The 21,619-nt window shown below is 69.0% G+C and carries 19 protein-coding genes; 9 read left to right on the top strand and 10 right to left on the bottom strand.

Going from position 1 to position 21,619, the window contains the following annotated elements; genetic code table 11:
* The first annotated feature begins 56 nt into the window (after positions 1-56).
* On the top strand, positions 57-1,364 hold the full coding sequence (gene shiA / locus F3J14_RS16375; protein ID WP_166723893.1) for a shikimate transporter: 1,308 nt from the start codon (positions 57-59) through the stop codon (positions 1,362-1,364).
* A gap of 211 nt (positions 1,365-1,575) precedes the next feature.
* Positions 1,576-2,877: a UDP-N-acetylglucosamine 1-carboxyvinyltransferase gene (locus F3J14_RS16370; RefSeq protein WP_166723892.1), complete on the top strand. Its 1,302-nt coding sequence runs from the start codon at positions 1,576-1,578 to the stop codon at positions 2,875-2,877.
* 85 nt (positions 2,878-2,962) lie between these two features.
* On the opposite strand, the gene F3J14_RS16365 is transcribed toward F3J14_RS16370, so the two are convergent.
* The gene (locus F3J14_RS16365) at positions 2,963-3,574 is read right to left on the bottom strand and encodes a hypothetical protein (protein WP_166723891.1); all 612 of its coding nucleotides are present in this window, start codon (positions 3,572-3,574) and stop codon (positions 2,963-2,965) included.
* A gap of 249 nt (positions 3,575-3,823) precedes the next feature.
* Here F3J14_RS16365 and F3J14_RS16360 point away from each other — a divergent pair, with 249 nt between their 5' ends.
* Positions 3,824-4,594 carry an IclR family transcriptional regulator C-terminal domain-containing protein gene (locus F3J14_RS16360; protein ID WP_006759962.1) on the top strand — a complete coding sequence of 257 codons (771 nt, stop codon included), beginning with the start codon at positions 3,824-3,826 and terminating at the stop codon, positions 4,592-4,594.
* 42 nt (positions 4,595-4,636) lie between these two features.
* Here F3J14_RS16360 and F3J14_RS16355 read toward each other — a convergent pair whose 3' ends face one another.
* The 4 genes from F3J14_RS16355 to F3J14_RS16340 all read right to left on the bottom strand — a co-directional run bounded on the left by F3J14_RS16355 (position 4,637) and on the right by F3J14_RS16340 (position 10,131).
* Entirely contained in the window at positions 4,637-6,937 is a 2,301-nt protein-coding gene (locus F3J14_RS16355) for an ATP-dependent DNA helicase (protein ID WP_166723890.1), read from the bottom strand.
* Positions 6,934-8,628, bottom strand: coding sequence for a VRR-NUC domain-containing protein (locus tag F3J14_RS16350; protein ID WP_166723889.1), 1,695 nt, complete (start codon positions 8,626-8,628; stop codon positions 6,934-6,936). The genes F3J14_RS16355 and F3J14_RS16350 overlap by 4 nt, the downstream gene beginning before the upstream one ends.
* A 105-nt stretch (positions 8,629-8,733) precedes the next feature.
* A complete protein-coding gene (locus F3J14_RS16345; protein WP_166723888.1) occupies positions 8,734-9,612 on the bottom strand; it encodes a MipA/OmpV family protein in 879 nt (292 codons plus the stop codon).
* 207 nt (positions 9,613-9,819) lie between these two features.
* Positions 9,820-10,131 carry a hypothetical protein gene (locus F3J14_RS16340; protein ID WP_006750981.1) on the bottom strand — a complete coding sequence of 104 codons (312 nt, stop codon included), beginning with the start codon at positions 10,129-10,131 and terminating at the stop codon, positions 9,820-9,822.
* 570 nt (positions 10,132-10,701) lie between these two features.
* Here F3J14_RS16340 and F3J14_RS16335 point away from each other — a divergent pair.
* The 3 genes from F3J14_RS16335 to F3J14_RS16325 all read left to right on the top strand — a co-directional run bounded on the left by F3J14_RS16335 (position 10,702) and on the right by F3J14_RS16325 (position 12,298).
* Entirely contained in the window at positions 10,702-10,953 is a 252-nt protein-coding gene (locus tag F3J14_RS16335; RefSeq protein WP_166723887.1) for a hypothetical protein, read from the top strand.
* Positions 10,954-11,301: 348 nt separating this feature from the next.
* On the top strand, positions 11,302-11,733 hold the full coding sequence (locus tag F3J14_RS16330; RefSeq protein ID WP_105785220.1) for a CBS domain-containing protein: 432 nt from the start codon (positions 11,302-11,304) through the stop codon (positions 11,731-11,733).
* A gap of 67 nt (positions 11,734-11,800) precedes the next feature.
* Positions 11,801-12,298 carry a PRC-barrel domain-containing protein gene (locus F3J14_RS16325; protein ID WP_166723886.1) on the top strand — a complete coding sequence of 166 codons (498 nt, stop codon included), beginning with the start codon at positions 11,801-11,803 and terminating at the stop codon, positions 12,296-12,298.
* A gap of 28 nt (positions 12,299-12,326) precedes the next feature.
* Here the strand turns inward: F3J14_RS16325 and F3J14_RS16320 are convergent, their stop codons facing one another.
* Complete coding sequence (locus tag F3J14_RS16320) at positions 12,327-12,971, bottom strand: DUF4142 domain-containing protein (protein ID WP_166723885.1); 645 nt, start codon at positions 12,969-12,971, stop codon at positions 12,327-12,329.
* Between the two features lie 125 nt (positions 12,972-13,096).
* Positions 13,097-15,091 (bottom strand): ATP-binding protein, encoded by a 1,995-nt coding sequence (locus F3J14_RS16315; RefSeq protein ID WP_166723884.1) that lies wholly within the window; start codon positions 15,089-15,091, stop codon positions 13,097-13,099.
* Between the two features lie 373 nt (positions 15,092-15,464).
* Between F3J14_RS16315 and F3J14_RS16310 the strand changes: the two genes are divergently transcribed.
* Positions 15,465-16,502 carry a sigma-54 dependent transcriptional regulator gene (locus tag F3J14_RS16310; RefSeq protein ID WP_166723883.1) on the top strand — a complete coding sequence of 346 codons (1,038 nt, stop codon included), beginning with the start codon at positions 15,465-15,467 and terminating at the stop codon, positions 16,500-16,502.
* Positions 16,503-16,556: 54 nt separating this feature from the next.
* On the opposite strand, the gene F3J14_RS16305 is transcribed toward F3J14_RS16310, so the two are convergent.
* Both F3J14_RS16305 and F3J14_RS16300 read right to left on the bottom strand, forming a co-directional pair.
* Positions 16,557-18,356, bottom strand: coding sequence for a methyl-accepting chemotaxis protein (locus F3J14_RS16305; protein WP_166723882.1), 1,800 nt, complete (start codon positions 18,354-18,356; stop codon positions 16,557-16,559).
* A 242-nt stretch (positions 18,357-18,598) separates the two neighbouring features.
* Positions 18,599-18,856: a DUF3562 domain-containing protein gene (locus F3J14_RS16300; RefSeq protein ID WP_166723881.1), complete on the bottom strand. Its 258-nt coding sequence runs from the start codon at positions 18,854-18,856 to the stop codon at positions 18,599-18,601.
* Positions 18,857-18,955: 99 nt separating this feature from the next.
* Here F3J14_RS16300 and F3J14_RS16295 point away from each other — a divergent pair, with 99 nt between their 5' ends.
* Both F3J14_RS16295 and F3J14_RS16290 read left to right on the top strand, forming a co-directional pair.
* Entirely contained in the window at positions 18,956-19,354 is a 399-nt protein-coding gene (locus F3J14_RS16295; RefSeq protein ID WP_166723880.1) for a hypothetical protein, read from the top strand.
* Between the two features lie 93 nt (positions 19,355-19,447).
* Positions 19,448-19,852, top strand: a complete 405-nt coding sequence (locus F3J14_RS16290; RefSeq protein WP_166723879.1) for a hypothetical protein — start codon at positions 19,448-19,450, stop codon at positions 19,850-19,852.
* Positions 19,853-20,383: 531 nt separating this feature from the next.
* Here the strand turns inward: F3J14_RS16290 and F3J14_RS16285 are convergent.
* A complete protein-coding gene (locus F3J14_RS16285; protein WP_166723878.1) occupies positions 20,384-21,319 on the bottom strand; it encodes a universal stress protein in 936 nt (311 codons plus the stop codon).
* Positions 21,320-21,619 lie beyond the last annotated feature (300 nt).

Here is a 21,619-nt window from a genome sequence, read left to right as displayed (position 1 = left end):
GCATCGGACGCGGCGGCGCCACGATTCCACGATGCGCCGTGCCAGGAGACTACGCCATGACCCCAACCTTCGAGACCCTCGACGCCGCCGCCGGCGCCCGCGCGCGCAGCCAGGCCCGCAAGGCCGCGATCGGCAGCTTTGTCGGCGCCGTCGTCGACTGGTACGACTTCCTGCTGTACGGGATCGTCGCCGCGCTCGTATTCAATTCCGAATTCTTCCCGAAGATCAGCCCGACCATGGGCACGCTCGCGGCGTTCGCGACCTTCGGCGTCGGCTTCCTGTTCCGTCCGCTCGGCGGGGTTGTGTTCGGCCATTTCGGCGACCGGCTCGGCCGCAAGCGGATGCTCGTGCTGACCGTGATGCTGATGGGACTGTCGACCGTCGCGATCGGCCTGCTGCCGGGTTTCGCGACGATCGGCTGGTGGGCGCCCGTGCTGCTGGTGCTGATGCGTGCGATCCAGGGCTTCGCGGTCGGCGGCGAATGGGGCGGCGCGGCGCTGATGGCCGTCGAGAGCGCGCCAAAGCAGAAGAAGGCGTTCTACAGCAGCGGCGTGCAGGTCGGCTACGGCGTCGGGCTCGTGCTGGCGACGGGAATCGTGTCGATCCTGAGCCATACGCTCGGCGAGGCCGCGTTCAAGTCATGGGGGTGGCGCCTGCCGTTCGTGTTCAGCATCGTGCTGGTGCTGATCGGGCTGTGGGTCCGCAAGAGCATGGACGAGTCGCAGGAGTTCGTCGAGAAGGTCGAGCACGGCAACCGCAAGCTGCGCCTGCCGGTGCTCGAAGCGCTGACGCGCCATCCGAAGGCGTTCCTGCTGATCGTCGCGCTGCGCCTCGCCGAGCTGTTCACGATGTATATCGTCACGGCATTCGCGCTCAGCTATTCGACGTCGAACCTGGGCCTGTCGCGCGACCTGTTCCTGAACATCGGCCTGCTGGTCGGCGCGGTGAGCTGCGTGACGATCCCGTGCTTCGCCTGGCTCGCCGACCGCTTCGGCCTGCGCCGCATCTACCTGATCGGCGCGGTGATCGGCCTCGTGTCGGCGGTGCCGTTCTTCGTCGCGCTGGAGTCGCGCTCGATCGCGTGGATCGTCGTGTTCTCGATCCTGTTGGCCAATGCCGCGCACGACATGGTCGTGAGCGTCCAGCAGCCGCTCTTCACCGAGTTGTTCGGCGCGGAATACCGCTACAGCGGCGCAGGCGTCGGCTATCAGTTCGCGAGTGTGGTCGGCGGCGGGTTCACGCCGTTCATCGCGGTGGCGCTGGTCAGCATGGCCGGCGGTTCGTGGCACTTCGTCGCCGCTTATCTCGCGGTGGGCTGCCTGATCTCGCTGGTGGTCGCCGCGCGGATGCGCGCGGCGCAGTGACGCAATGACGGCATGGCCGGCCCGCTGCGCGGCCGGCCATTTCCGCACCGGCTTCCCACTGCCGGCAGTCGGGCGCAAGCCGCGCCCGCCCAACGTCAAACACGGTCAATCCCGCACGCAGAAGCCCTTTTTCCCCGCTGAACATTCCACGCCGGCCGCCGACCAATGGCATCATATGGGCCTACGTCAGTCACCGATACGCCCCCATATCATGTCGAATCTCATCGTCCACGGCGGCACTCCGCTGCGCGGGGACATCAAGCCGTCCGCGAACAAGAACGCCGTCCTGCCGATTCTGTGCGCCACCCTGTTGACCGATCAGCCGCTGCGCCTCGTCGGCGTGCCGGACATCACCGACGTGCGCAAGATCCTCGACATCTTCCGCACGCTCGGCAGCGACGTGTCGGTCGACTTCGTCACGGGCATCCTCGAGCTCCACCATCGCAACACGACGTTCGACCCGGCCGTTCACCGCCTGCCTGAGGCGATGCGCTCGTCGATCATGCTGATTCCGCCGCTGCTCGCGCGCTTCGGCGTCGCGCGCCTCGAAAACGACGTGAAAGGCTGCACGCTCGGCGTGCGCGAGATCGATCCGCACGTCGAGGTGTTCGAGCGCTTCGGCGCGCATATCGAGCGCACGCCCGATTCGCTGATCGTTCGTGCCGATGGCCCGCTGACGGCCAACGATCACTGGTTCGACTACGCCTCCGTCACCACCACCGAAAACTTCGCGCTGTGCGCGACGGCAGCAAGCGGCACGTCCACGCTGATGAATGCGGCGTCCGAGCCGCACGTGCAGGAGTTCTGCCAGTTCCTCGCGATGATCGGCGTCGCGATCGAGGGCATCGGCACGTCGCGTCTGTGCGTGACGGGCGGCGCCAAGCTCGGCGGCGGCGAATTCCGCTTCGCCGAGGATTTCCACGAAATCGCGACGTTCCTCGCGCTCGGCGCGATCACGGGCGGCGACATCGCCGTGCGCAACTCGTCGCCGGAGCATTTCCCGCTGATCGACCGCACGTTCGCGAAGTTCGGTGTGACCGTCACGCACCGCGACGGCTGGTCGCGCGCGGAACGCGACGGCCCGCTGCGCGTGCGCCGGCCGTTCACGCAGAACATCCTGACCAAGGTCGAAGCCGCGCCGTGGCCGTACGTGCCGGTCGACCTGCTGCCGATCTTCATCGCGCTCGGCGTGCGCGCGGAAGGCAGCGCGATGTTCTGGAACAAGGTCTACGACGGCGCGCTCGGCTGGTCCGGCGAACTGTCGAAGTTCGGCGCGCACGTGCTGCTGTCGGATCCGCACCGGCTCATCACGTTCGGCGGGCTGCAACTGACGCCGGCGCGCGTCGAGAGCCCGTACATCATCCGCGTCGCGATCGCGCTGCTGATGGTGGCCGCGAGTATCGAAGGCCGCTCGGAAATCATGAACGCGCTGCCGATCCGCCGCGCGCACCCGCATTTCGTCGAAAATCTGCGTTCGGTTGGTGCGAACGTCGAGTGGACGAGCAGCGAGTAACACCCTGACGGTACGGCGCGCGTCATGCGAGCGCCGTACCGCACCCCGCATTCGGTCGGACGCACCGCCGGCCGCCCCTCCTGCGCTACTCGCCTCCCCCGCAGTCGCCGTCGCCGGCGCCCATGTGGTCGAACCCGTAGAGCATCACGGCCGTCGTGCCGCGCGCGGGGTTGCTCGGGCGCTTCGCCAGGCTTTCATCGAGCGGGCTCGACGGATACTGGACGCTCGTGTCCATCAGGTTGTCCGGCTGCGTCCGCAACTCTGCTTCGGTCAGCTTGCGCCCCTCGGCACGCGGCAGCCCGAACGCGTTGCGCACGTCCGCTTCGTTCCATGTCCCCTTCAGCGTGACGGTGACCATCTGCAGGTCGCCATGCTCCCAGTCCAGGTCGACCTTCGTCGCGAGCGGATGCACGCTGATCGCGAGCCGGTCGGGGAACGCTGGGCCTTCGTAGTACGCCTTCGTGTTCTTGCACGCGTCACCGGTGTTCCGGTACTTCTTCAGCGTGCAATTGAAGCGCCTGTCACGGTAGCCGAACGCCGTTTCGACGTAGCAGCCGAATTTCGGCGACGTCATGCGCGGCCAGGCACGCACGTCGACGGTTGGCTTCGGGAGTGTCGCGCCGGTCGAGGGATTCGCCGCGGCAAGCAGCGGCACGGCCGCGACGAGCACGGCCAAAGCGGATTCGCGAATTTTCATTGTTCTGTTCCAGTCGGGTTGGCGATTCTAGCGCGGCTTTGCAAGCAAGCACGCGCGACCCATACGGCGCAGCGCACGAGATGGCGCGCGAATCGGTTGTTGTCGACGTTCATTTCCCCGCGCTCGGGCCGAGAGTCCAGCCTCCAATCATGCAATCCCGCCCGGCGGCGCGCCCGCAGCCGGTTCGATTCGCGCGATAATCGCCCACTCCCGCGCGAGCATCGCGCAGTCGCCCGTGCACCCCCGACGATGAAAAAAACCGACCTCGACCGACGCGACTGGATCGCCGGCCTCGAAAAAGGCCTGGCGATCCTGGAAGCATTCGACAGCCAGCACGCACGGATGACGCCCACCCAGGCCGCCGCCCGCACCGGCCTCACGCGCACGGCCGCGCGGCGCTACCTGCTGACGCTCGAATCGCTCGGCTACGTGTACACCGACGGCAAGCTGTACGGCCTCACGCCGCGCGTGCTGCGGGTCGGCTGGTCGTACTTCGATTCAGCGCGGCTGCCGCGTACAGTCCAGCCCTATCTGCAGCAACTGAGCGCGTCGCTGAACGAATCGGCGTACGTGAGCGTGCTCGATGGCTGGGAACTCGTGTTCATCGCCCGCAACGGCGTGTCGCGTGTGATGACGACCGGCTTCGTGCTCGGCGCACGCGTGCCGGCGCCGCTGACGTCACCCGGTGTCGTGCTGCTCGCGCATCATCCGGATCGGGAGGCCGTCCGCGCGTGGCTCGCCGACGCCGAACTCGCGCCGTTCACGCCGCACACGATCACCAACAAGGCACGACTGCTCGAACAGGTCGACCACGCGCGCGACGCGGGCTTCGCGGTCATCGAGCAGCAACTGCAGGTCGGCGTGCGCGGCATCGCGGTGCCGTTGAAGAACCGTCATGGCGAAGTCGTCGCTGCGCTGAGCACGAACATGCCGATCGGCACGGAATCGACGGACGCGGCCGTGCGGCGCGTGCTGCCGCATCTGCAGGAAGCCGCGCTGGCGATGCTCAACGTGCTGTAGGGATTCGGCGCAAGCGCGCACGCCCGGACTCCCTCCGGACGGTCACCCGATCCGCCACCATCGTGGCAGCAGATCGCGCACCTCCCGCCGCCGGTAACGATCGTCGATCAGGTGCACGACGCCCTCGTCGTGCTCGGTGCGAATCACGCGCCCGGCCGCCTGCACGACCTTCTGCAAGCCCGGGTACAGATACATGTAGTCGTAGCCGTTGCCGAAACGCGCATCCATCGCGCGCCGCATCTGTTCGTTGACGTCGTTGACCTGCGGGAGCCCGAGCGTCGCGATGAACGCGCCGATCAGCCGCTCGCCGACGAGATCGACGCCTTCCGCGAACGCACCGCCCAGCACCGCGAAGCCGACACCGCGCCCGCCCGCGTCGAAGCGCGCGAGAAACGCGTCGCGCTCGCTTTCGGCCATGCCGGGCGCCTGGGCCCACACGGGCACGTCCGGATGGCGCATCTGCATCAGCGCGACGACGCGACCGAGATAGTCGAAGCTGCTGAGAAAGCCGAGGTAGTTGCCGGGTCGCGTCGCATACTGCGCGGCGATGAGATCCGCGATCGGTTCGAGCGAACGGTCGCGGTCGCGCCAGCGGGTCGACACATGGCTCGCGACGCGCACGGTCAGTTGCTCGGCGCGAAACGGCCCGTCGACGTCGAGCCAGCCCGTGTCGGCCGGCAGCCCGAGCGTGTCACGATAGAAATGAAACGGACTCAGCGTGCCGGAAAACAGCACGGTCGCGCGCGCGGCTTCGTAGCGCGGCGCGAGAAAGGCGGCCGGAATCACGTTGCGCACGCACAGCGTCGACTGGATGCGGCGCCGGCCTCCGGCCGGCGCGACGCCGTCGAGCCCCGACTGGCGCGGCAGCGGCTCGCCGTGCAGCGTCGCGTCGAAGATCGACGCGCTGTCGAACGCATCGGCGAGCACGCCGAACTGGATCGCCTCGAAATGAAAGCGCAGCAGCGCGTCGCCGTTCGCGCGCGGCGCATCGGTCAGGTGTTCGCCGATCGCCGCGACGAGGTTCTGCACGGCCGACACGATGGGGCCCGGAATCTCCGGATAGGCCGCATAGCGCTCGGCCTGTGCGCGATTGACCGTGCCCCATGCGCGCGCGAGCCGGTCGAACGCCTTGCGCAGCGCCGCCGGCGCCGCCTCGCGCGCGGCCGCGAACGCAAACGGGTCGAGCGACGCGCTGTACATCCTGCGGGCGCGATCGAGCAGGTTGTGCGCCTCGTCGACGAGCACGCCGACCCGCCACTGGTTCTGCTGCGCGAGCGTGTGCAGCATCGCGCTGCCGTCGTAGTAGTAGTTGTAGTCGCCGATCACCATGTCCGACCAGCGCGCAAGCTCCTGCGCGAGGTAGTACGGACAGACGTCGTGCGCGAGGGCAGCCTCGCGCACGGTGCCGCGATCGAGCAGCCCGGCGCCGATCGCCGCGTCGCGCGCGGCCGGCAGCCGGTCGTAGAAGCCTTGCGCGAGCGGACACGATTCGCCGTGACACGCGCGGTCCGGATGCTCGCACGCCTTGTCGCGCGCAACGAGCTCCAGCACGCGCAGCGGCAGCGCCGGCGTACCGGCGCCGAGCGTCGTCGCCGCCTCGAGCGCGAGCGCGCGGCCGGGCGTCTTCGCGGTCAGGAAAAACACGTGATCGAGCTCGCCCTCGCCGCACGCCTTCAGCAGCGGGAATACCGTGCCGAGCGTCTTGCCGATGCCGGTCGGCGCCTGCGCCATCAGGCAGCGTTCGTCGCGCGCCGCCCGATAGACGGACACCGCCAGTTCGCGCTGACCGCTGCGGAATTGCCCATGCGGAAACGCCAGCGCACGCAGCGCCGCATCGCGGGCCGTGCGATGCGCGGTCTCGCGCTCGGCCCAGCCGACGAAGCACGCGCACTGCTCGGCAAAGAACGCGGCGAGCACGCCCGCGCTGAGTGTTTCCGTCAACACCGTCTCGCGCTCGGACACGATGTCGAAGTACACGAGCGCGACGTCGATTTCCGCGAGGCCGCGTGCCTCGCACATCAGGTGCGCATAGACCTTCGCCTGCGCCCAGTGCAGCGCGCGGTGATTGGCCGGCATCGCATCGAGGCTGCCGCGGTAGGTCTTGATCTCCTCGATCCGGTTCGCGACCGGATCGTAACCGTCCGCGCGCCCGCGCACGGTCAGCGTGCCCCACGTGCCGGTCAGCGCGATCTCGGTTTCGTAGCGCACGCCGCGCTTCGACGTGACGGCGCCGTGACCGGCGATGCCTTCGAGCGCGGTCGGCGCGGGCGTGAAGCGCAGGTCGAGATCGCCGCGTCGCGCGGTGAACTCGCACATCGCCCGCACGGCGACGACATAGCTCATGCGGACAGCCCCGCCGCCTCGGCCTGCGCGACGTCGGTGCCCGCCCATTCGACATCGACGACACGCACCGGAATCCCGTGCGCGAGGCAGTACGCGAGCCAGCGCGTCTGGTTGTCCTGCAGCCGGTCGCCCGGACCCTTCACCTCGATCAGCTCGTAGCGCCGCTCTCCGGGCCAGAAACGCACGAGGTCGGGCAGCCCCGAACGGTTGCTGCGGATGTCCGCGAGCAGGCGCGTGAACCACAGCCGCAGATGCTCGGGCGGCAGGCAGGCCAGCGCCTCGTCGAGCAACTCGTCGGTCAGCACGCCCCAGAACACGAACGGCGATTGCAGCCCCGCTTTCGTCGCATGGTGCCGGCGGATCGTGTCGCGGTACGCGCCGGAGTCGAGCTGGGCGAAACAGGCGGCGAATGCGTCCGTGCGGCGCACCGCGAAATCGGGCGCGTGCAGGTCGGCCGGGCCGCGCTGGAACGGGTGAAAAAACGCGCCGGGCACGGCCGCGAACACGGGCTCCCAGCACAGCAGCCCGAACAGCGAATTGATCAGCGTGTTCTCGACGTAATGAACCGGCGCGTGAGGCTGCGCAAGATGGTCGCGCACCGCGAATTCGACGCTGACGAACGCGTCAGGACGCGCCAGCACGAGCGTTTCGCGCGGCACGTCGGGCGCGCTGCGCGCGCGTTCGACCCGCTGCCCGAGACGGCGCTGCAGGCGCGGCAGCATCCGCTCGACGCGCTGGCGTTCCTCGTCGCTTTCGAAACCGCCGCGCGCGTCGAGCGCCAGCGCGAGTGCGTCGTCATCGCGTCCGCAGCGTTCGAGCACGCGAATACGCCGATGCCGGCTGCCCGGCCATGCGCTGCGCGCATACGCGTCGAGCGCGGCATCCCAGTCGGCGCGCCGCTCGCAGGCTTGCCCGAGCGAGAACAGCAGCTTGGAGCGGCGGGTCGCGAGCCACGGCTGCGCGCAGCCGACCGCGTCGATCGCCTGTAACAGTTCGTCGAACGGCAGGTCGTCGGGCCATGCGTCGAGGGCTTCGCGGCAGGTCTGCAGCGCGAGATACGCATCGACGTCGGCGCGCTGCTGGAACGCACGCGAGGACGGCGCGAACGGCACGCTTTCGTACTGGAACACGCCGAGATCGGCGAGCACGAATTCGCTCCAGTCCTGATGGAGATTGCCGAAGAACATCAGCCGCAGCCGGTCGCACAGCGCGCCGACCGTCACGCGCAGCACGCAGTCGTCGGCCTGCGCGCACCACGCGTCGAGCGGCTGCGCGACATCGTGCACGAGCCGCAGCCGCTCGAGCCAGTCGGGCTTGCGCTCGCCCGCGTGCGCGGCGAGCGACGGGAACGCCTTCAGCAGATCGGCCTTGGTCGACAGCGCGAACAGCTCGTCGAGCGTGAGCGCGGGCGCCGGATCGATCCAGCCGAGTGCGACGAGCGGCGCGGCTGCGTCGAGCGTGCTGCCGATTTCGTCGTACACGAGCTTGCTCGCCCGGAAGTCGGATCCGCTGCGCATCAGCATCCGCACGAGCAACGCGCGCGACGCTTTCGGCAGCTGCGCGAAATGCCGGAGAAACGCGTGTTCGTGCGCGTCGAGCAGGTCGTCGTAACGCTCGCCGAGCCAGGCCAGCGCGCGTTCGAAATTGGTCAGGTAGTAAAACGCCGGGGGCGTCGGCGATGCAGGCGTCACGGTGATCGATCACTGTACGTTTGTACAGGTAGCAATCATACCAAATGCGACGAACAATGCCGCACGCCGCAACGCCGCCCGGCCTACCCGCCGGCGCCAATCCGGTCAGAACTGGTAATTCACCGACATGTCGAACACGCCGTTCGTCGACTGCTGCGTGATCGGGCTGCGCCTTGCGCGGCCGACGAGTTGCTCGATCGCGCCGTCCACCGTCACGAACCAGTGCTTGTTGACGAACCAGACCATCGTCACGCCGGCGCCGAACGACTTCATCCCCGCACCCGGCGAATAGGTCGACAGGCCCGAACGCGCTGACGCCCCCTGATTCACGCCGAACCAGCCGTTCATGTAGCGCGAATCGGCGAACGACACGGTCGGGCCGGCGAACCAGAAGAAGTGCTCGTTGCTGCCCGGCATCGGCATGTACGCGGAGAAATCGCCGACCCAGCCGTTCGAGCCGCCGATGCTGCGCCGGACATCGGCGCGCAGCACGAGCGGGAACTCCTTCGAGATCACGTAATCGGCCGCGAGCTTCATCACTGGCGCCGCGTTGATGTTGTCGAGCCCGTTCAGGTGGTCGAGATCGTCGGCCGAGCGGCGGCCGAGGTCATAGCCGACCGACAGGCTCACGCGCCAGTTAGGCCCGCGCAGTACGTTCGCGCCGAGCCCGTCGCCCGTCGACAGGAAGAACAGGTCGCGATAGCGCACGTCGAAATTCGGGCCGCCCATCACGCGGTAGCGGTCGGAACCCGCGTAGCGCGGCTGCAACGTCATCGCCGCGCCCACGCTGACCTGCCACGTGGGAACGGTCGGATTGAACAGCTTCTGCAGGGGCACCCCCGCCGAGTATTGCCATTCGCCGAGCGGCGAAGGCGTCTGGGCCGACGCGTCGCGGGCGCCGGCGGCCGCGAGCGCGGCGAAGGCCGACAGGCCGGACACGAACCGGCGGGTGGCGGGTGACAGCAACGGGCGAGCAACGGTCATCAAGGCGGTCTCCGTCGGTTGTGCGAAACGAACCTGCAGGAAAGCGCGTCGCGCTTGTCCAGCTGCAACGGCAGGCAGCTGACGGCGCGAACGTAGCGTGCGCTGAATTAACGAACATCCTACGCGAGGCGTAGCGAACCCGCAAAGCGCCCGTTGAGCACGGGCACTTTGCCGGTTTCCGGCACGAGCGGGCGGATGGTTGCGGAATCAGAAACGCTCGACGTGGTAGTCGCCGGCGAGCGCGGCCGGGCTGCGCTTGGACATCATGCGCGAGAACCCGTCCGCGAGCCGCCCGAGCGCGAGCTGCTTCTGGCTCGCATCCCAGTGCGTGTAGGTGTCGTAGGCCGAATCGTCGAACGATACGGTGACGGCGACCGGGCGGCCGCTGGCGCGAAAACCGATATGCAGCACACCGCCCGGCAACTCCTCGATGTGATAGCGCAACGAGCGCGACTCGAAATAGCGGCCCAGCACCTGGGCGATCGCGCGCTTGTCCGGTGATTGCACGTGAATGTCCATGATGGTCCTCCTTTCAGTGATCGCGCGGCCGGCCGCGTTACGCTGCGCCCGCCCGGCATCCGCATCGGCGGCGGCTGCGACGGCGGATCGCCATGCGGCGGGCCCAAGGGCACGGGCGGATCCACCGGATCGTCGTGCTCGGGCAGCGTCGGGTGAGGATCGACGTCGGGTGTCGGTTCGGGACGGTGCAGCATGGATGGCGTGTTCATGTCGCTCCTGCGCGGCGGCTCGCGCGTGTCGATTGGCGCGGCGACCGTATGCAAGCAGCGTGCCTGCGCATCATTGCCGACACGCGGCGCGTCATCCGTCCTAAGCTCCAATCAGCAGCGACACGATGCACCCTTCGGCGGCGAGCTTCACCGCAAGCGCGAACGGATCGGACGGTGCGCATCGTGCGACCAGCGCCCCGCTGCGCGCTCGCCGGCCCGCGTAAACGGGGTGCGGTTCAGCCAGCGGCGGGCGGGCCATGTGCCCCCCGTCCGGCCGGCTTAATGGGCTGCGAGCGTCCTGCCGCCTCACCCCGCACGGGCACGGCGCTTGCGCTTTCGTTACGTGTAAGGAGGTTCGATCATGACCGCTCATGCCCCCGGCCGCCGCGATGCCGTGTCTCCGGCTGCCGGTAGAGTCCTGCGCGCCGCGTCGCGCAAGCCGTCCGATGACAAGAAGACGGAGGAGCGCATCGACGAAGGGCTCGATGAGAGTTTCCCGGCCAGCGATCCGCCCGCCGTTGGCGGCGCGACCCGTATCGACCCCGCGAAGCCGTCCGGCCAACGCGAACGTCGCGCGCCCGACGCCCCACCCCCGCCCCGCGATCACGGCTGACGGCGGCACCCCGCCCACCCTGCGCGGCAGCGTAGCGCGGGACCGGCACGAAGGGAGGAAGTGATGAACCGCATCGAACGTGCATGGAACGAAGTCAGCGGCGCCGCGGGCGTCGCGGCACTGGCCGCGATCGAGAGCGCGCTGGTGCTCGCCATCGTTGCGATGACGGGCGTCGGCCACTGATCATCCCTGGCCGTCGCTTACGGCCGGGCCACGGCTACCGCCGTGGAAGATGTACAAGCCGACTGGCAAATTTCTCCGTGGCCCGGCCGCGCAGGCCTCACGTGTGTCGATTGAACGCGGCACGCATTCTGCTCCCGTTTCGTCTCGCTCACGAAGGAGGCGTTCATGTATCGCGTCAATGAGATCATGTCGCGCGACGTGGTGTGCGTCGCGCCGACCGACACGATTCGCCATGCGGCCCAGTTGATGCAGCGCTTCGACATCGGCGTGCTGCCGGTCTGCGACGGCAACGAGCTCGTCGCGGTTGTGACGGACCGCGACCTCGCGGTGCGCGCACTGTCGCACGGGCATTCGCCCGACACCCCGGTGAAGGCCGTCGCATCCGCGCCCGTGCAGTGGTGTGTCGAGGACGACGGCGTCGGCGATGTCCAGCAACGGATGGCCGACTTGCAACTGCACCGGATGCCGGTGCTCGATGCCAAGCACCAGATCGTCGGCATCGTATCGCTGGGCGACATCGCGACGCGGGCGGGCGGCCCGGCACGCGACGAGCTGGCCAATACGCTCGAGGACGTGTCCCTGCCGCGCCGCCGCTGAAGCGGCCGACCCTTACCTGCGCGGCCGCGAGCCACTGCGCCGCGCCGCTTCGACCAGGAGAAAAGCGATGACAACGGACAGACCGTCGCCCATGCAGGCGCGCATCGTCGGCGACAGCGGCCGTTCGGCCGGCGGGCCGGGACCGGACGTGATGGCTGCCGGCACGCTGCAGGGCGATCACGTCCTGACGATCGACGGCGACGACATCGGCAAGGTCACGAACATCATGCTCGACGTCCGCTCCGGCCGGATCGCCTACGCGGTCGTGTCGTCGGGCGGCTTTCTCGGGATCGGCGACAAGCTGCTCGCGGTGCCGTGGAACGTGCTGACGCTCGATGCCGAGCGTCACTGCTTCGTGCTGCCCGTATCGACCGAGCGCGTGCGCGAAGCCCCGGGCTTCGAGAAGGACCGCTGGCCGGCGATGGCCGATCCGGCCTGGGCCGAGGCGCTGCACACGTACTACGGTGCGTCGCCGTACTGGCTGATCGAAGAAGGCGAAACAGCGCTCGACGCGCCGCCTTACGAGGCGTCGCCGGGCGGCCCGGAAAGCGACACGCGGCACTGACCGACGCGCGGCGGGACGGCCGTGCGGATCAGTGCGCGGCCGCGATCGAATTCTCGAGCGCGCGCGCGGCGCTCAGATGCGCCTTCAGCATCGGCAGCGCGCTTGCCGCGAATGCGCGAAGCTGCGGGTCGCGCCCGTTGCGCGCTTCGGCTTCGTAGAGCCTGATCGCGGCCTCGTGCGCGCTCGGCCCCACCAGCGCGATATAACTCTTGTCGAATGCGCTGCCGTTCAGGGTTCGCAGCGCCGTCAACTCGGGATCGACGACCATGCGCGCCTGCACGGGCACCCCCTTTTGCGCGCCGAGGCGGCGCAACCGCGTGGCCAGGCGGTCGTGATCGTCGATCATCCGCCGCGCAAAGGCCTTCACGTGCGGATTCGACGACCGATCGAGCGCGAGTTCGCTCGCCTGCGACTCCGTCTTGCCGATGATGCCGGCCTTGTCGACGAATTCGGCGTCGATGCCGCTCGGCCGCCGCGTCATGTCCGCCTCGTCGGCGGTCTCGCCGGGACGAATGACGCCCGGCGCGACATGAATGGACGATGCTGACGGCGCCTGCGCATGCGCCGGCAGGAATGCCGGCGCGCCGAGCACCACGAGCATGGCCGATACCAGCATGCACGCGGTGCCGGCAAGCACGGCAAATTGGTGCGGGTTACTGTCGTTCACTTTCATCCGGACCTCCGGATCCGTCGACGGATCGGTCTGGCCGAACGCTGCGGTCCGTCCGTCATGCGCGACGATGTGCGGACGTGAGGAAATCGGTCCACGCACCCTCGCTCCATGCACCTTCGACGCGCTCAGTGGCGCCGCCCGGTTCCCCCCGCCGCGTCGGTCGGCGATACGTCGACGATCACGCTGGCCAGCGTCGGCACGTCGACCGGCTTGCACAGATACGCATCGAAGCCGGCGGCCATCACGCGGCTCCGGTCCGCCGTGCCCGCATGCGCGGTCACCGCGACGACGGGCAGGCGCCCGCCGCCGTCCGGCAAATGGCGAATGTGGTCGAGCAGCCAGAAGCCGTCGCCGTCCGGCATCGCGAGATCGGACAGCACGACGCTCGGGTGCTGCTGCGCCACCACGTCGAGCGCGTCGTGTCCCGATTGCGCGGTCGACACCTGGGCGCCAAGCGTTTCGAGCGCTGCCGCGAGGCTGGCGCGCGACGTCGCATCGTCGTCGACCACCAGCACCCGCCGGCCGTCGAGCGCGACCGCCGTCGACGCACCGCTCGGCCGTATCGGGTGGCTGGTCGGATCGCCGGCACCGAGGTCCGCCGGCAGCATGACGGTCACGGTCGTGCCGCGTCCGGCGCCTTCGCTCGCCGCCGAGACCTCGCCGCCGTGCAGCCGCACGATGTTGCGCACGATCGACAGGCCAAGCCCGAGGCCGCGTTTCGGCAACGCAGGCGCGCCTTCCGGCCGGCTGAACGTATCGAACAGGTGCGGCAGGCGTTCCGCGGAAATGCCCTGCCCCGTATCGGCGACCGACAGCCGCACGCGCGCGCCGGCCGGGTTCAACGACACCTTGATGCGGCCGCCCGGCGGCGTGAACTTGATCGCATTCGACAGCAGGTTCGCCAGCAACTGGCGCAGTCGCTCGCCGTCCGCGGCGATCACGCAGCTGGGCATCGCGCACTCCGTCGACAGCTCGAGGCCATTCGCCTCCGCGGTCTCGCCGAGTTCGCGCACCGACTCCTGCACGATGCGCACGAGGTCGACCGGCGTGCGTTCGAGGCGCACGCGGCCCGTCGCGAGCGAGGATGCGTCGAGCAGGTCGCCGACCATCCGCGACAGCGACCGCGCGCTGCGATCGATCGCGTCGATCGCCTGATGCGCGAAGCCCTGCCCCTCGCCGCTGCGTAGCACCTCGACCCAGCCGTAGATCACGTTCAACGGGGTGCGCAGTTCATGCGACACGGTGGCCAGCAGCTCGTCCTTCAGCCGGTTCGACTCGTCGGCCTGCATGCGCGCGTCGCGCGCGCCGCGCAACGTGCGCAGGTCGCGCTGCTCGCAGCGACGGCGTTCGCGCGCCTCGCGCAGCGTCATCGACAAGCCGGTGCAATTGCCTTGCGCGTCGACGATCGGCGACGCCGTGAAGGTCGCGCGAAAGCGGCCGCCGTCGCGCCGCAGGCACAGCACGTCGAGCGGGCCGGCCGGCGTGCCCGCGTTCGCGTTCGTGAACGATGCGGGCACCGGATGCAATCGCAGCCAGCGCGGCGCGATCAGCATCGTGACGTCGTGCCCGATCGCCGCCGCCGAGTCGATGCCGAAGAGGCGCCGCGCGGCGGGGTTCCAGCTCGTGATCCGCCTGGCAACATCGACGCCGACGATCGCGTCGGGCGATGCATCGACCACGCGGCGCAGCAGGCTGTCGTCGGGCGCGCGCGCCGGGGATACCGGTTCAGGTTCGCGGCGCGGCATGCGCGCGTCGTCTTCCGCATCCTCGGCACCGCGCAGCCGATCGTTGGCGAGCAGCGGCTTGACGGCCGTCACGAGCACGCACTCGACGAAGCTGATCGCGACGAAAGCGCCCGCTTGGGAGAGCAGGTCGGGCAGCGGCGCATCGCGCCACCACAAGCCGCCTATCACGGCGATGCTCACGGCGCACGCGGCCACGCCGCCGGCGAACGACGTCAGCCAGGCTGCAGCCGCGACACCGGCATAGAAAGGCAGCGGCGCGAACGGTTCGTGCATGCCGACGACGTGAATCGCCCACGCCTGCAGCACGGCCGCCACCCCGACGGCCAGCACGACCCATATGCCCTGCCGAAACAGCTCACGGGTAAAGGTCCTCATCGTTTCCCTGCATCGCCCCGGCAACCGTCGCTCGACGGCATGCCGCCTCGGCGGTCGGCATCCGTCACGCGTGCCGGGCGAGCTACGTGGCGCAGCAACACGCGTGCCCAGTTGCAACGTGCCGCGCCATCGCCGCGTGACCGCGTTGATGCGTGGCTGCCCTGTCGCGCGGCCGCCGCCGCGTTGGCTGACGCCGAACGCGCGCTTGCAAGTGCCTTTCGATTTTTCATTCGGCGGGTGTAAAAAGGCATCGCTCGCGTGCGTGGCAGCCACATACCGGCATCGCGATGCGGCGATCGCACATTTCTTCGGGTATCGCACCGGACATTGGAAATTTCTATGTCGCGGCACCTTTTGGGCCGTTCCGCTGTCGATGATAAATATTGCAACGAGGAAAACGCGCGGTGCCGATTTTCAAAACGGCCCGCTCACGCCTATGGCTGAAACCGCAAACCGTCCGAAGCAACGCGCCGACGCACGCCAGCTGTCCGGCCGCTCCGCGGCGATGCGCACGCTGCTCGGCCGTATCGAGAAAATCGCGCCGACCCGCGCCAGCGTCATGATTGCCGGTGAAAGCGGGGTCGGCAAGGATATCGTCGCGCGCCGGCTGCACGACCTGAGCGCGCGCCGCGACGGGCCGTTCGTGCCCGTCAACTGCGGCGCGATTCCGGCCGACATCGCCGAAGCGCAATTGTTCGGCCACGAGAAAGGGAGTTTCACCGGCGCGATCGCGCAGCGCGAGGGATTCTTCGAAGCCGCGTGCGGCGGCACGCTGCTCCTCGACGAGATCGCGGAAATGCCCGCGGCGCTGCAGGTGAAGCTGCTGCGGGCGCTCGAATCGAACACGATCGTGCGCGTTGGCGGCACCGAGGCGATTCCGCTTGACGTGCGCATCGTGTCGGCGACCCGCCACAATCCGGCCGAAGCCGTGCGAGACGGCCGGCTGCGCGAGGATCTGTTCTACCGGCTCGCCGCGTTCGCGCTGTATGTGCCGCCGCTGCGCCAGCGCAACGGCGACGTCGAGACGATCGCGCAGGAGTTCGTCGAAGCGCTCAACGAACGGCACCGCTCGCACAAGCGGCTGACCGATGCCGCGATCGCCGCGCTGCGCGCGTATTCGTGGCCCGGCAACGTGCGCGAGCTGCACAACACGATCGAGCGCGCGTACATCCTCGCGGACGACGGCATCGACGTCGCGCTGCCGAAGCCGACCATGCTGCCCGACCAAACGTCGGACGACGCAATGGCGCTGCCGCTCGGCGCCACGCTTCACCACACGCAGCAGCGCTTCATCGCGGCGACGCTGGACCACTTCGACGGCAACAAGCCGCAAGCGGCGAAAGCGCTCGGCATCAGCCTGAAGACGCTCTACAACCGGCTTGCGCTGATGCGCGACGGCGGCCCCGCCTGAGCGTCGCCGCGCGCGTGGCGCGCGGGCGGCTCGACCTGCGTCACCCGGCCCGGGTCATGCGACCTTGAACTGCCCGACCGTCGTCGCGAGCGCGTTCGCCTGCGTCTGCAGCGCGGTCGCGGCCGCGGTCGACTGTTCGACGAGCGCCGCGTTCTGCTGCACCATTTCGTCGAGCTGCGTGACCGCGCGGTTCACTTCCTGGATGCCGCGCGTCTGCTCGTTCGCCGCATGCGTGATCTCGGAGATGATCGTCGTCACGTTGGTGACGTTCGACACGATCTCGCGCATCGTGTCGCCGGCCTGACGCACCTGCCCCGACCCGGCCGACACGCTCGCCACGGTCGACTCGACCAGCACCTTCACCTCGCGTGCGGCTTGCGCGCTGCGTTGCGCGAGGCTGCGCACTTCCTGCGCGACGACCGCGAAACCGCGGCCCTGCTCGCCGGCGCGCGCCGCTTCCACGGCCGCGTTCAGCGCGAGGATGTTGGTCTGGAACGCGATGCCGTCGATCACGCCGATGATGTCGCCGATCCGGCCCGACGCTTCCTCGATCTTCCCCATCGTCGCCACCACGTCCGACACGACCACGCCCCCGTGCGACGCGATCCGCGATGCCGCGGCCGCGCGTTCGTCGGCCTGGCCGGCAGCCGCCGCCGACTGACCGACCGTCGCGGTGATCTCTTCCATCGACGCGGCCGTTTCCTCGAGGCTCGCCGCCGCCGATTCGGTGCGCGACGACAGATCCTGGTTGCCCGCGGCGATTTCGTTCGCGGCCGTGCGCACCGATTCGCTCGCGTCGCGGATCTGCCGCATCACGTCGTTCAGCTTGTCGACGAAGCTGTTGAACGAGCGCGCGATATCGGCCACCTCGTCGCTGCCTTCGGCCGGCAGGCGCTGCGTCAGGTCGCCCGTGCCCGAGCCGATCGACGCCATCGCCTGACGCACCTGCGACAGGCGGCGGAACGCGGTCGTGGTGATCGCGCCGATGATCAGCGACGCGACGCCGACGATCACGACCAGCGTGATCAGCGACGCGGTCAGCAGCGAGCGCATCCCGGCCGTCGCTTCCGATTTGTCGAGCAGCACCAGCGCATACCAGTCGGTGCCCGGCACGGCCTGCGCGCGCACCAGCTTCGCGTCGCCGCCCACGTGCACTTCGACCGGCGCGGTGGCCGCGGCCAGCGACGCGGCGCTCATGCCGCCGAGGTCGGCCGACACGTCGGCGACCGGCTTCAGCGTGAGCTTCGCGTCGGGATGGGCGACCACGTGGCCGTTGCTGTCGATCAGCATGCCGAAGCTCGCGGGCGTCGGGTGGATCGACTTCACGTTCGCGATCACGCTGTCCATCGCGACGTCGGCTGCGACGACGCCCTTCAGCGCGCCGTCGCGCAGGATCGGCACCGCGAACGTGACGACCAGGTTGCCGGTGCCCGCGTCGACGTACGGCGGCGTGACGACCGGCTTGCCGGCCTGCGCGGCCTGCTTGTACCACGGGCGGCCGGTCGGATCGTAGTCGGGCGGGATGCCGGTCGGGTCGGAGAAATGGAACACCTTGTCCGCGTAGCCCGCGTACACGTTCGTGAAGCCGCCGGCCGCGGCCATCTGCTTGAACACCGGCAACGGATCCGGCGACAGCGCGGCGTCCTGCAGCGACGCGATCATCCGGCTCTTGGTCGCGACCCAGTCGCCGATGCCGACCACATGGCCGCTCGCGACGGAGGTCAGGTTGCGGTCGATCGCGTCTTCGTTGTACGAGTGCGCGATGAAATAGTTGATCAGCGTGGTGGCGACGAGCGCGAAGACGACGATGGCGACGCACGCGGCAAGAATGCGGGTCCGGATGGACGAGAACATGGCAACGACTCGGTAAGGGAGCGGGAACGCCCGGTGGACGAATTCACCGGGTAAACGGCATCCGCGCCGCTTACTTGAGGCCGTTGTGGCAATTCAATGAAACATATGAAGAAAGGCGCCGCCAGCGCGCAAGCGTGTTGCGGGCCCGCGGGCGGCGGTTTCCGCTGCGGGAGGCGCGTGCGCCGGTCGAAGGCCGGCCGCGGCCCCGGAGCGCTGGTGGCGTGGATCGCGGCCAGCGTCCGTCACAGACGGCGATCGGCACTCGTGTCCGGCTCCTTGTGCTGCGTACCGGGCGACGTGTCGCGCTCGAGTTCGTCCTGTCTGCGCATCCGTTCGCGCAGGTGGCGAATCGCGAAGACGTGAATGTAGTCGTGCACGCGGGCATCGGACGACAACGCACGCACTTCGTCGTCGAGCATCGTGCGCAACTGGTCGTCGCCGATCTCGCGCTGTTCGGCGACGGCTTTCAAGGCTTCAAGCATGTTGTCCTGTTGTGACATCGACGGGCTCCTGACGGTCGAGGAACGAAAGGAAAAAAAGACACTACCGGAAGATTAAAGACTGGACGGCCGCCCGGCGTACGATGCGCCGAAGCGTGTTTGCGCACGATCAACGGCACCTTGCGTGCCGCCGCGCCGATCGGTTGCTGGATCGGCCCGCGCGCGGGATTCGCGGTGCGCATGGCCCGCGAACGACTGGAAGGGTTGCCACGCCACCCCGAGGCGCGGCATCGCCGCTCGCGCAGACATGAACCGTCGCGCGACGCCGATGCACTGAGCAACTTAGACCGGTCGAAATCCTGCGTCAAGCGACGTGTTCCGGCCGCGATTCGTCTGTTTTTATGCACCGCATCGCCGCGCCGCACATGGCGGGTCCGGCCCGCGGAGCGCGCCGCGGCGGCCGAACGCCGGTCCAGCTTGTCAGCGGATTCCGATACGCCGCACGTAATGTCTGACAGCGACTTCAGCGCGCGCCGATTGGCAGCGCAGTATCGGTGACGGATACTGATCTCATGAACGATACGTTCATATCCGGTCATCGCTCAGCCGGCCGTTGAGCCGGCACGCGGGGTCCGGCGCAGGAGACCAACCATGAGACATCGCAACTTCAAGGCCCGGGACGGACGGCGGCGCACGCTGTCCGAGCCCGCTGCGCCGGCCGGTATCCGGCCGCCCGAGGATCTCGACGCGCTGCTCGCGCTCGCGCGCGAAGCGGGCTTGCTCGTGACGCTCGACGGGCAGATCGGCCGCGAGAAATATCAGAGCGTCGCGGGGTCGGTGCTCGCGCTGCAGCGGTTCGCCGCTGCCCTGCGCGCGCGGGCCGGCGCCGACGCACCGGTCGTTGCGGAGCCGCGCCGCAAGGCGCGACCCGGCTGGCCGCGGTTGCGCAATCACGCACCGGGCGGACGAGGACGTCTGCATGGCGTGCGTCGCGGCGGCTGCGTATGCCGCATGAGCAGCCGCGGGCATGACCAGCGAACGCCGTGCTACGTGTGAGAACCTGAACGCAGCAGGCGCGGCACGGGGCCGCGCGATGGCTGCGGCGACTGCGACACCCATCCGGCAGCGAGCGCTGCGCGCCGAGCGCGCGCGACAGCGCATACCGCCCTTCACACCGATCCGCCGTCGCGCGATCGCGTGCCACCACGCGCCGTTCCACCCGGCGACATCGACGAAGACAATACCTGCGAGGAAAGTAGTCTGCACGGGGCCAGGAAGCGGACGGGGTGATACACCCCGTCCGTCGTTCCAAGGCAGCCGTCGGCTGCCTACCCTCGTGCCGGAGAGTTCTGGATCGGCTCACGCGCCACGCGATGCGTGGCACGGCTCCGGAAATCGGTTGATCGCAACGGCCTCGGACATGCGTGCGTTCGCACGGCTCGGACTCGACGCGTCGAATCGCAACATCACATACGGACGACAGCCGGTCCGCCATGCCGGACGCTGTGTCACTGTCTCACGCGACGCGCACGACGTTTCTGATGCAGGTCAACGAAAGCCCGCTTCGCATCCATCGCATCGCGCTCTTCACGCGTCGCCGCGCACGAGCAGCACCGGCACTTGCGCGAGATGCGCGACCCGGCGCGCGACGCTGCCGATCAGCCAGGCGGCGATGCCGCGCCGGCCGTGCGTGCCGACCACCAGCAATTCCGCACGCCAGTGCACCGCGTCGCGCATCAGCGCATGGGCGACGTCGTCGCTGGTCGGACGGGTTTCGACGACGCCGCGCTTGGTCGGATTCCCCATGGCATGGAACAGCGGGCCGATCCGCGCCAGCGCATCCTCGCCTTCCGCGCGATACGCGTCCTCGAGCGCGCGCACCGGCACGAGATCCGTCAGACGAACCGCGCGATCGACGACATAGGCCGCGTACAGCAGCGTCGTCGGCGCCGCGAAGCCGAGCCCGACGCGCACCGCGTGCAGCGACGGCTCGCTGCCGTCGACCGCGAACATCAGGCGCTGCAGCGGGCCGTCCGCCGGCCGCGCATAGTCGGCCGGCACGATCAGCAGCGCGCAGCGTGCGCGCGCGGCCAACGTGTCGGACATCGCGCCTTCGACGAGCCGCAGCAGGCCGTGGTGCGGATTCGCGCCGACCACGAGCACGTCGGCATGCCATCCCGACGTGTCCTTCGCGAGTGCATCGGCCACCGTACCGCCCGTGACCGACGTATCGAGGATCACCTGCTCGATGACCACGCCGCTGCCGGCGAACAGTGCGCCGATCCGTTCGAGCGTCGCCTGCGCTTCGTGCATCATCTCCTCGCGCGCCGATGTCAGCAGCGCGTCGACGCGCGGGATGTCGGGCAGCACGAGGCGCGGATTGTCGATCGCGCAGACGATGCGCACCTGCATGCCGGGACGCAGCAGCGTTCGCGTATAGCGCGCGGCGGACAGCGACTCGGGCGTCAGATCGACGGCCAGCGCGATCCGCGCGAGCGGCGGGATGGTCGGGGTGGTTTGCATGGCGAAGGCCTCCTTGCGGACGCGTCGTCGCGGACGACGACCGGAGCTTCGCGCGGGCAGCGGCACGCGGCGTGGCGGACGGCCGGCGCGGTCGCGGGGATCGGTGGATGGCCACGCGAAGCGCGGACAAGCGATTCAGACAGCATATGACGTCCGGCCGGCGCGTGCATGATCGGGATCAATACGCGTGCGGGCCGAGATACGCCGCGTGCGCGTGGACGGCGCGCGGCGCGGCGGATTTTCGCTGGTTCGCTTACGGGATCAGAGGTTTCGCGCCAGCCGATTTTCGCGCGAACGAGA

Origin of the sequence: Burkholderia sp. Tr-862, from assembly GCF_011753085.1 — a bacterium.
GTDB lineage: Bacteria > Pseudomonadota > Gammaproteobacteria > Burkholderiales > Burkholderiaceae > Burkholderia > Burkholderia ambifaria.
Note: the sequence above shows the minus strand (reverse complement) of the source record. Positions and strands in the feature narration are given on the sequence as shown.

What these genes read in the sequence shown, in the direction of transcription:
- shiA (WP_166723893.1), top strand. Translation starts at nt 57, where the DNA reads ATGACCCCAACCTTCGAGACCCTCGACGCCGCCGCCGGCGCCCGCGCG.
- F3J14_RS16370 (WP_166723892.1), top strand. Translation starts at nt 1,576, where the DNA reads ATGTCGAATCTCATCGTCCACGGCGGCACTCCGCTGCGCGGGGACATC.
- F3J14_RS16365 (WP_166723891.1), bottom strand. Translation starts at nt 3,574, where the DNA reads ATGAAAATTCGCGAATCCGCTTTGGCCGTGCTCGTCGCGGCCGTGCCG.
- F3J14_RS16360 (WP_006759962.1), top strand. Translation starts at nt 3,824, where the DNA reads ATGAAAAAAACCGACCTCGACCGACGCGACTGGATCGCCGGCCTCGAA.
- F3J14_RS16355 (WP_166723890.1), bottom strand. Translation starts at nt 6,937, where the DNA reads ATGAGCTATGTCGTCGCCGTGCGGGCGATGTGCGAGTTCACCGCGCGA.
- F3J14_RS16345 (WP_166723888.1), bottom strand. Translation starts at nt 9,612, where the DNA reads ATGACCGTTGCTCGCCCGTTGCTGTCACCCGCCACCCGCCGGTTCGTG.
- F3J14_RS16340 (WP_006750981.1), bottom strand. Translation starts at nt 10,131, where the DNA reads ATGGACATTCACGTGCAATCACCGGACAAGCGCGCGATCGCCCAGGTG.
- F3J14_RS16335 (WP_166723887.1), top strand. Translation starts at nt 10,702, where the DNA reads ATGACCGCTCATGCCCCCGGCCGCCGCGATGCCGTGTCTCCGGCTGCC.
- F3J14_RS16330 (WP_105785220.1), top strand. Translation starts at nt 11,302, where the DNA reads ATGTATCGCGTCAATGAGATCATGTCGCGCGACGTGGTGTGCGTCGCG.
- F3J14_RS16325 (WP_166723886.1), top strand. Translation starts at nt 11,801, where the DNA reads ATGACAACGGACAGACCGTCGCCCATGCAGGCGCGCATCGTCGGCGAC.
- F3J14_RS16320 (WP_166723885.1), bottom strand. Translation starts at nt 12,971, where the DNA reads ATGAAAGTGAACGACAGTAACCCGCACCAATTTGCCGTGCTTGCCGGC.
- F3J14_RS16315 (WP_166723884.1), bottom strand. Translation starts at nt 15,091, where the DNA reads ATGAGGACCTTTACCCGTGAGCTGTTTCGGCAGGGCATATGGGTCGTG.
- F3J14_RS16310 (WP_166723883.1), top strand. Translation starts at nt 15,465, where the DNA reads ATGATAAATATTGCAACGAGGAAAACGCGCGGTGCCGATTTTCAAAAC.
- F3J14_RS16305 (WP_166723882.1), bottom strand. Translation starts at nt 18,356, where the DNA reads ATGTTCTCGTCCATCCGGACCCGCATTCTTGCCGCGTGCGTCGCCATC.
- F3J14_RS16300 (WP_166723881.1), bottom strand. Translation starts at nt 18,856, where the DNA reads ATGTCACAACAGGACAACATGCTTGAAGCCTTGAAAGCCGTCGCCGAA.
- F3J14_RS16290 (WP_166723879.1), top strand. Translation starts at nt 19,448, where the DNA reads ATGAGACATCGCAACTTCAAGGCCCGGGACGGACGGCGGCGCACGCTG.
- F3J14_RS16285 (WP_166723878.1), bottom strand. Translation starts at nt 21,319, where the DNA reads ATGCAAACCACCCCGACCATCCCGCCGCTCGCGCGGATCGCGCTGGCC.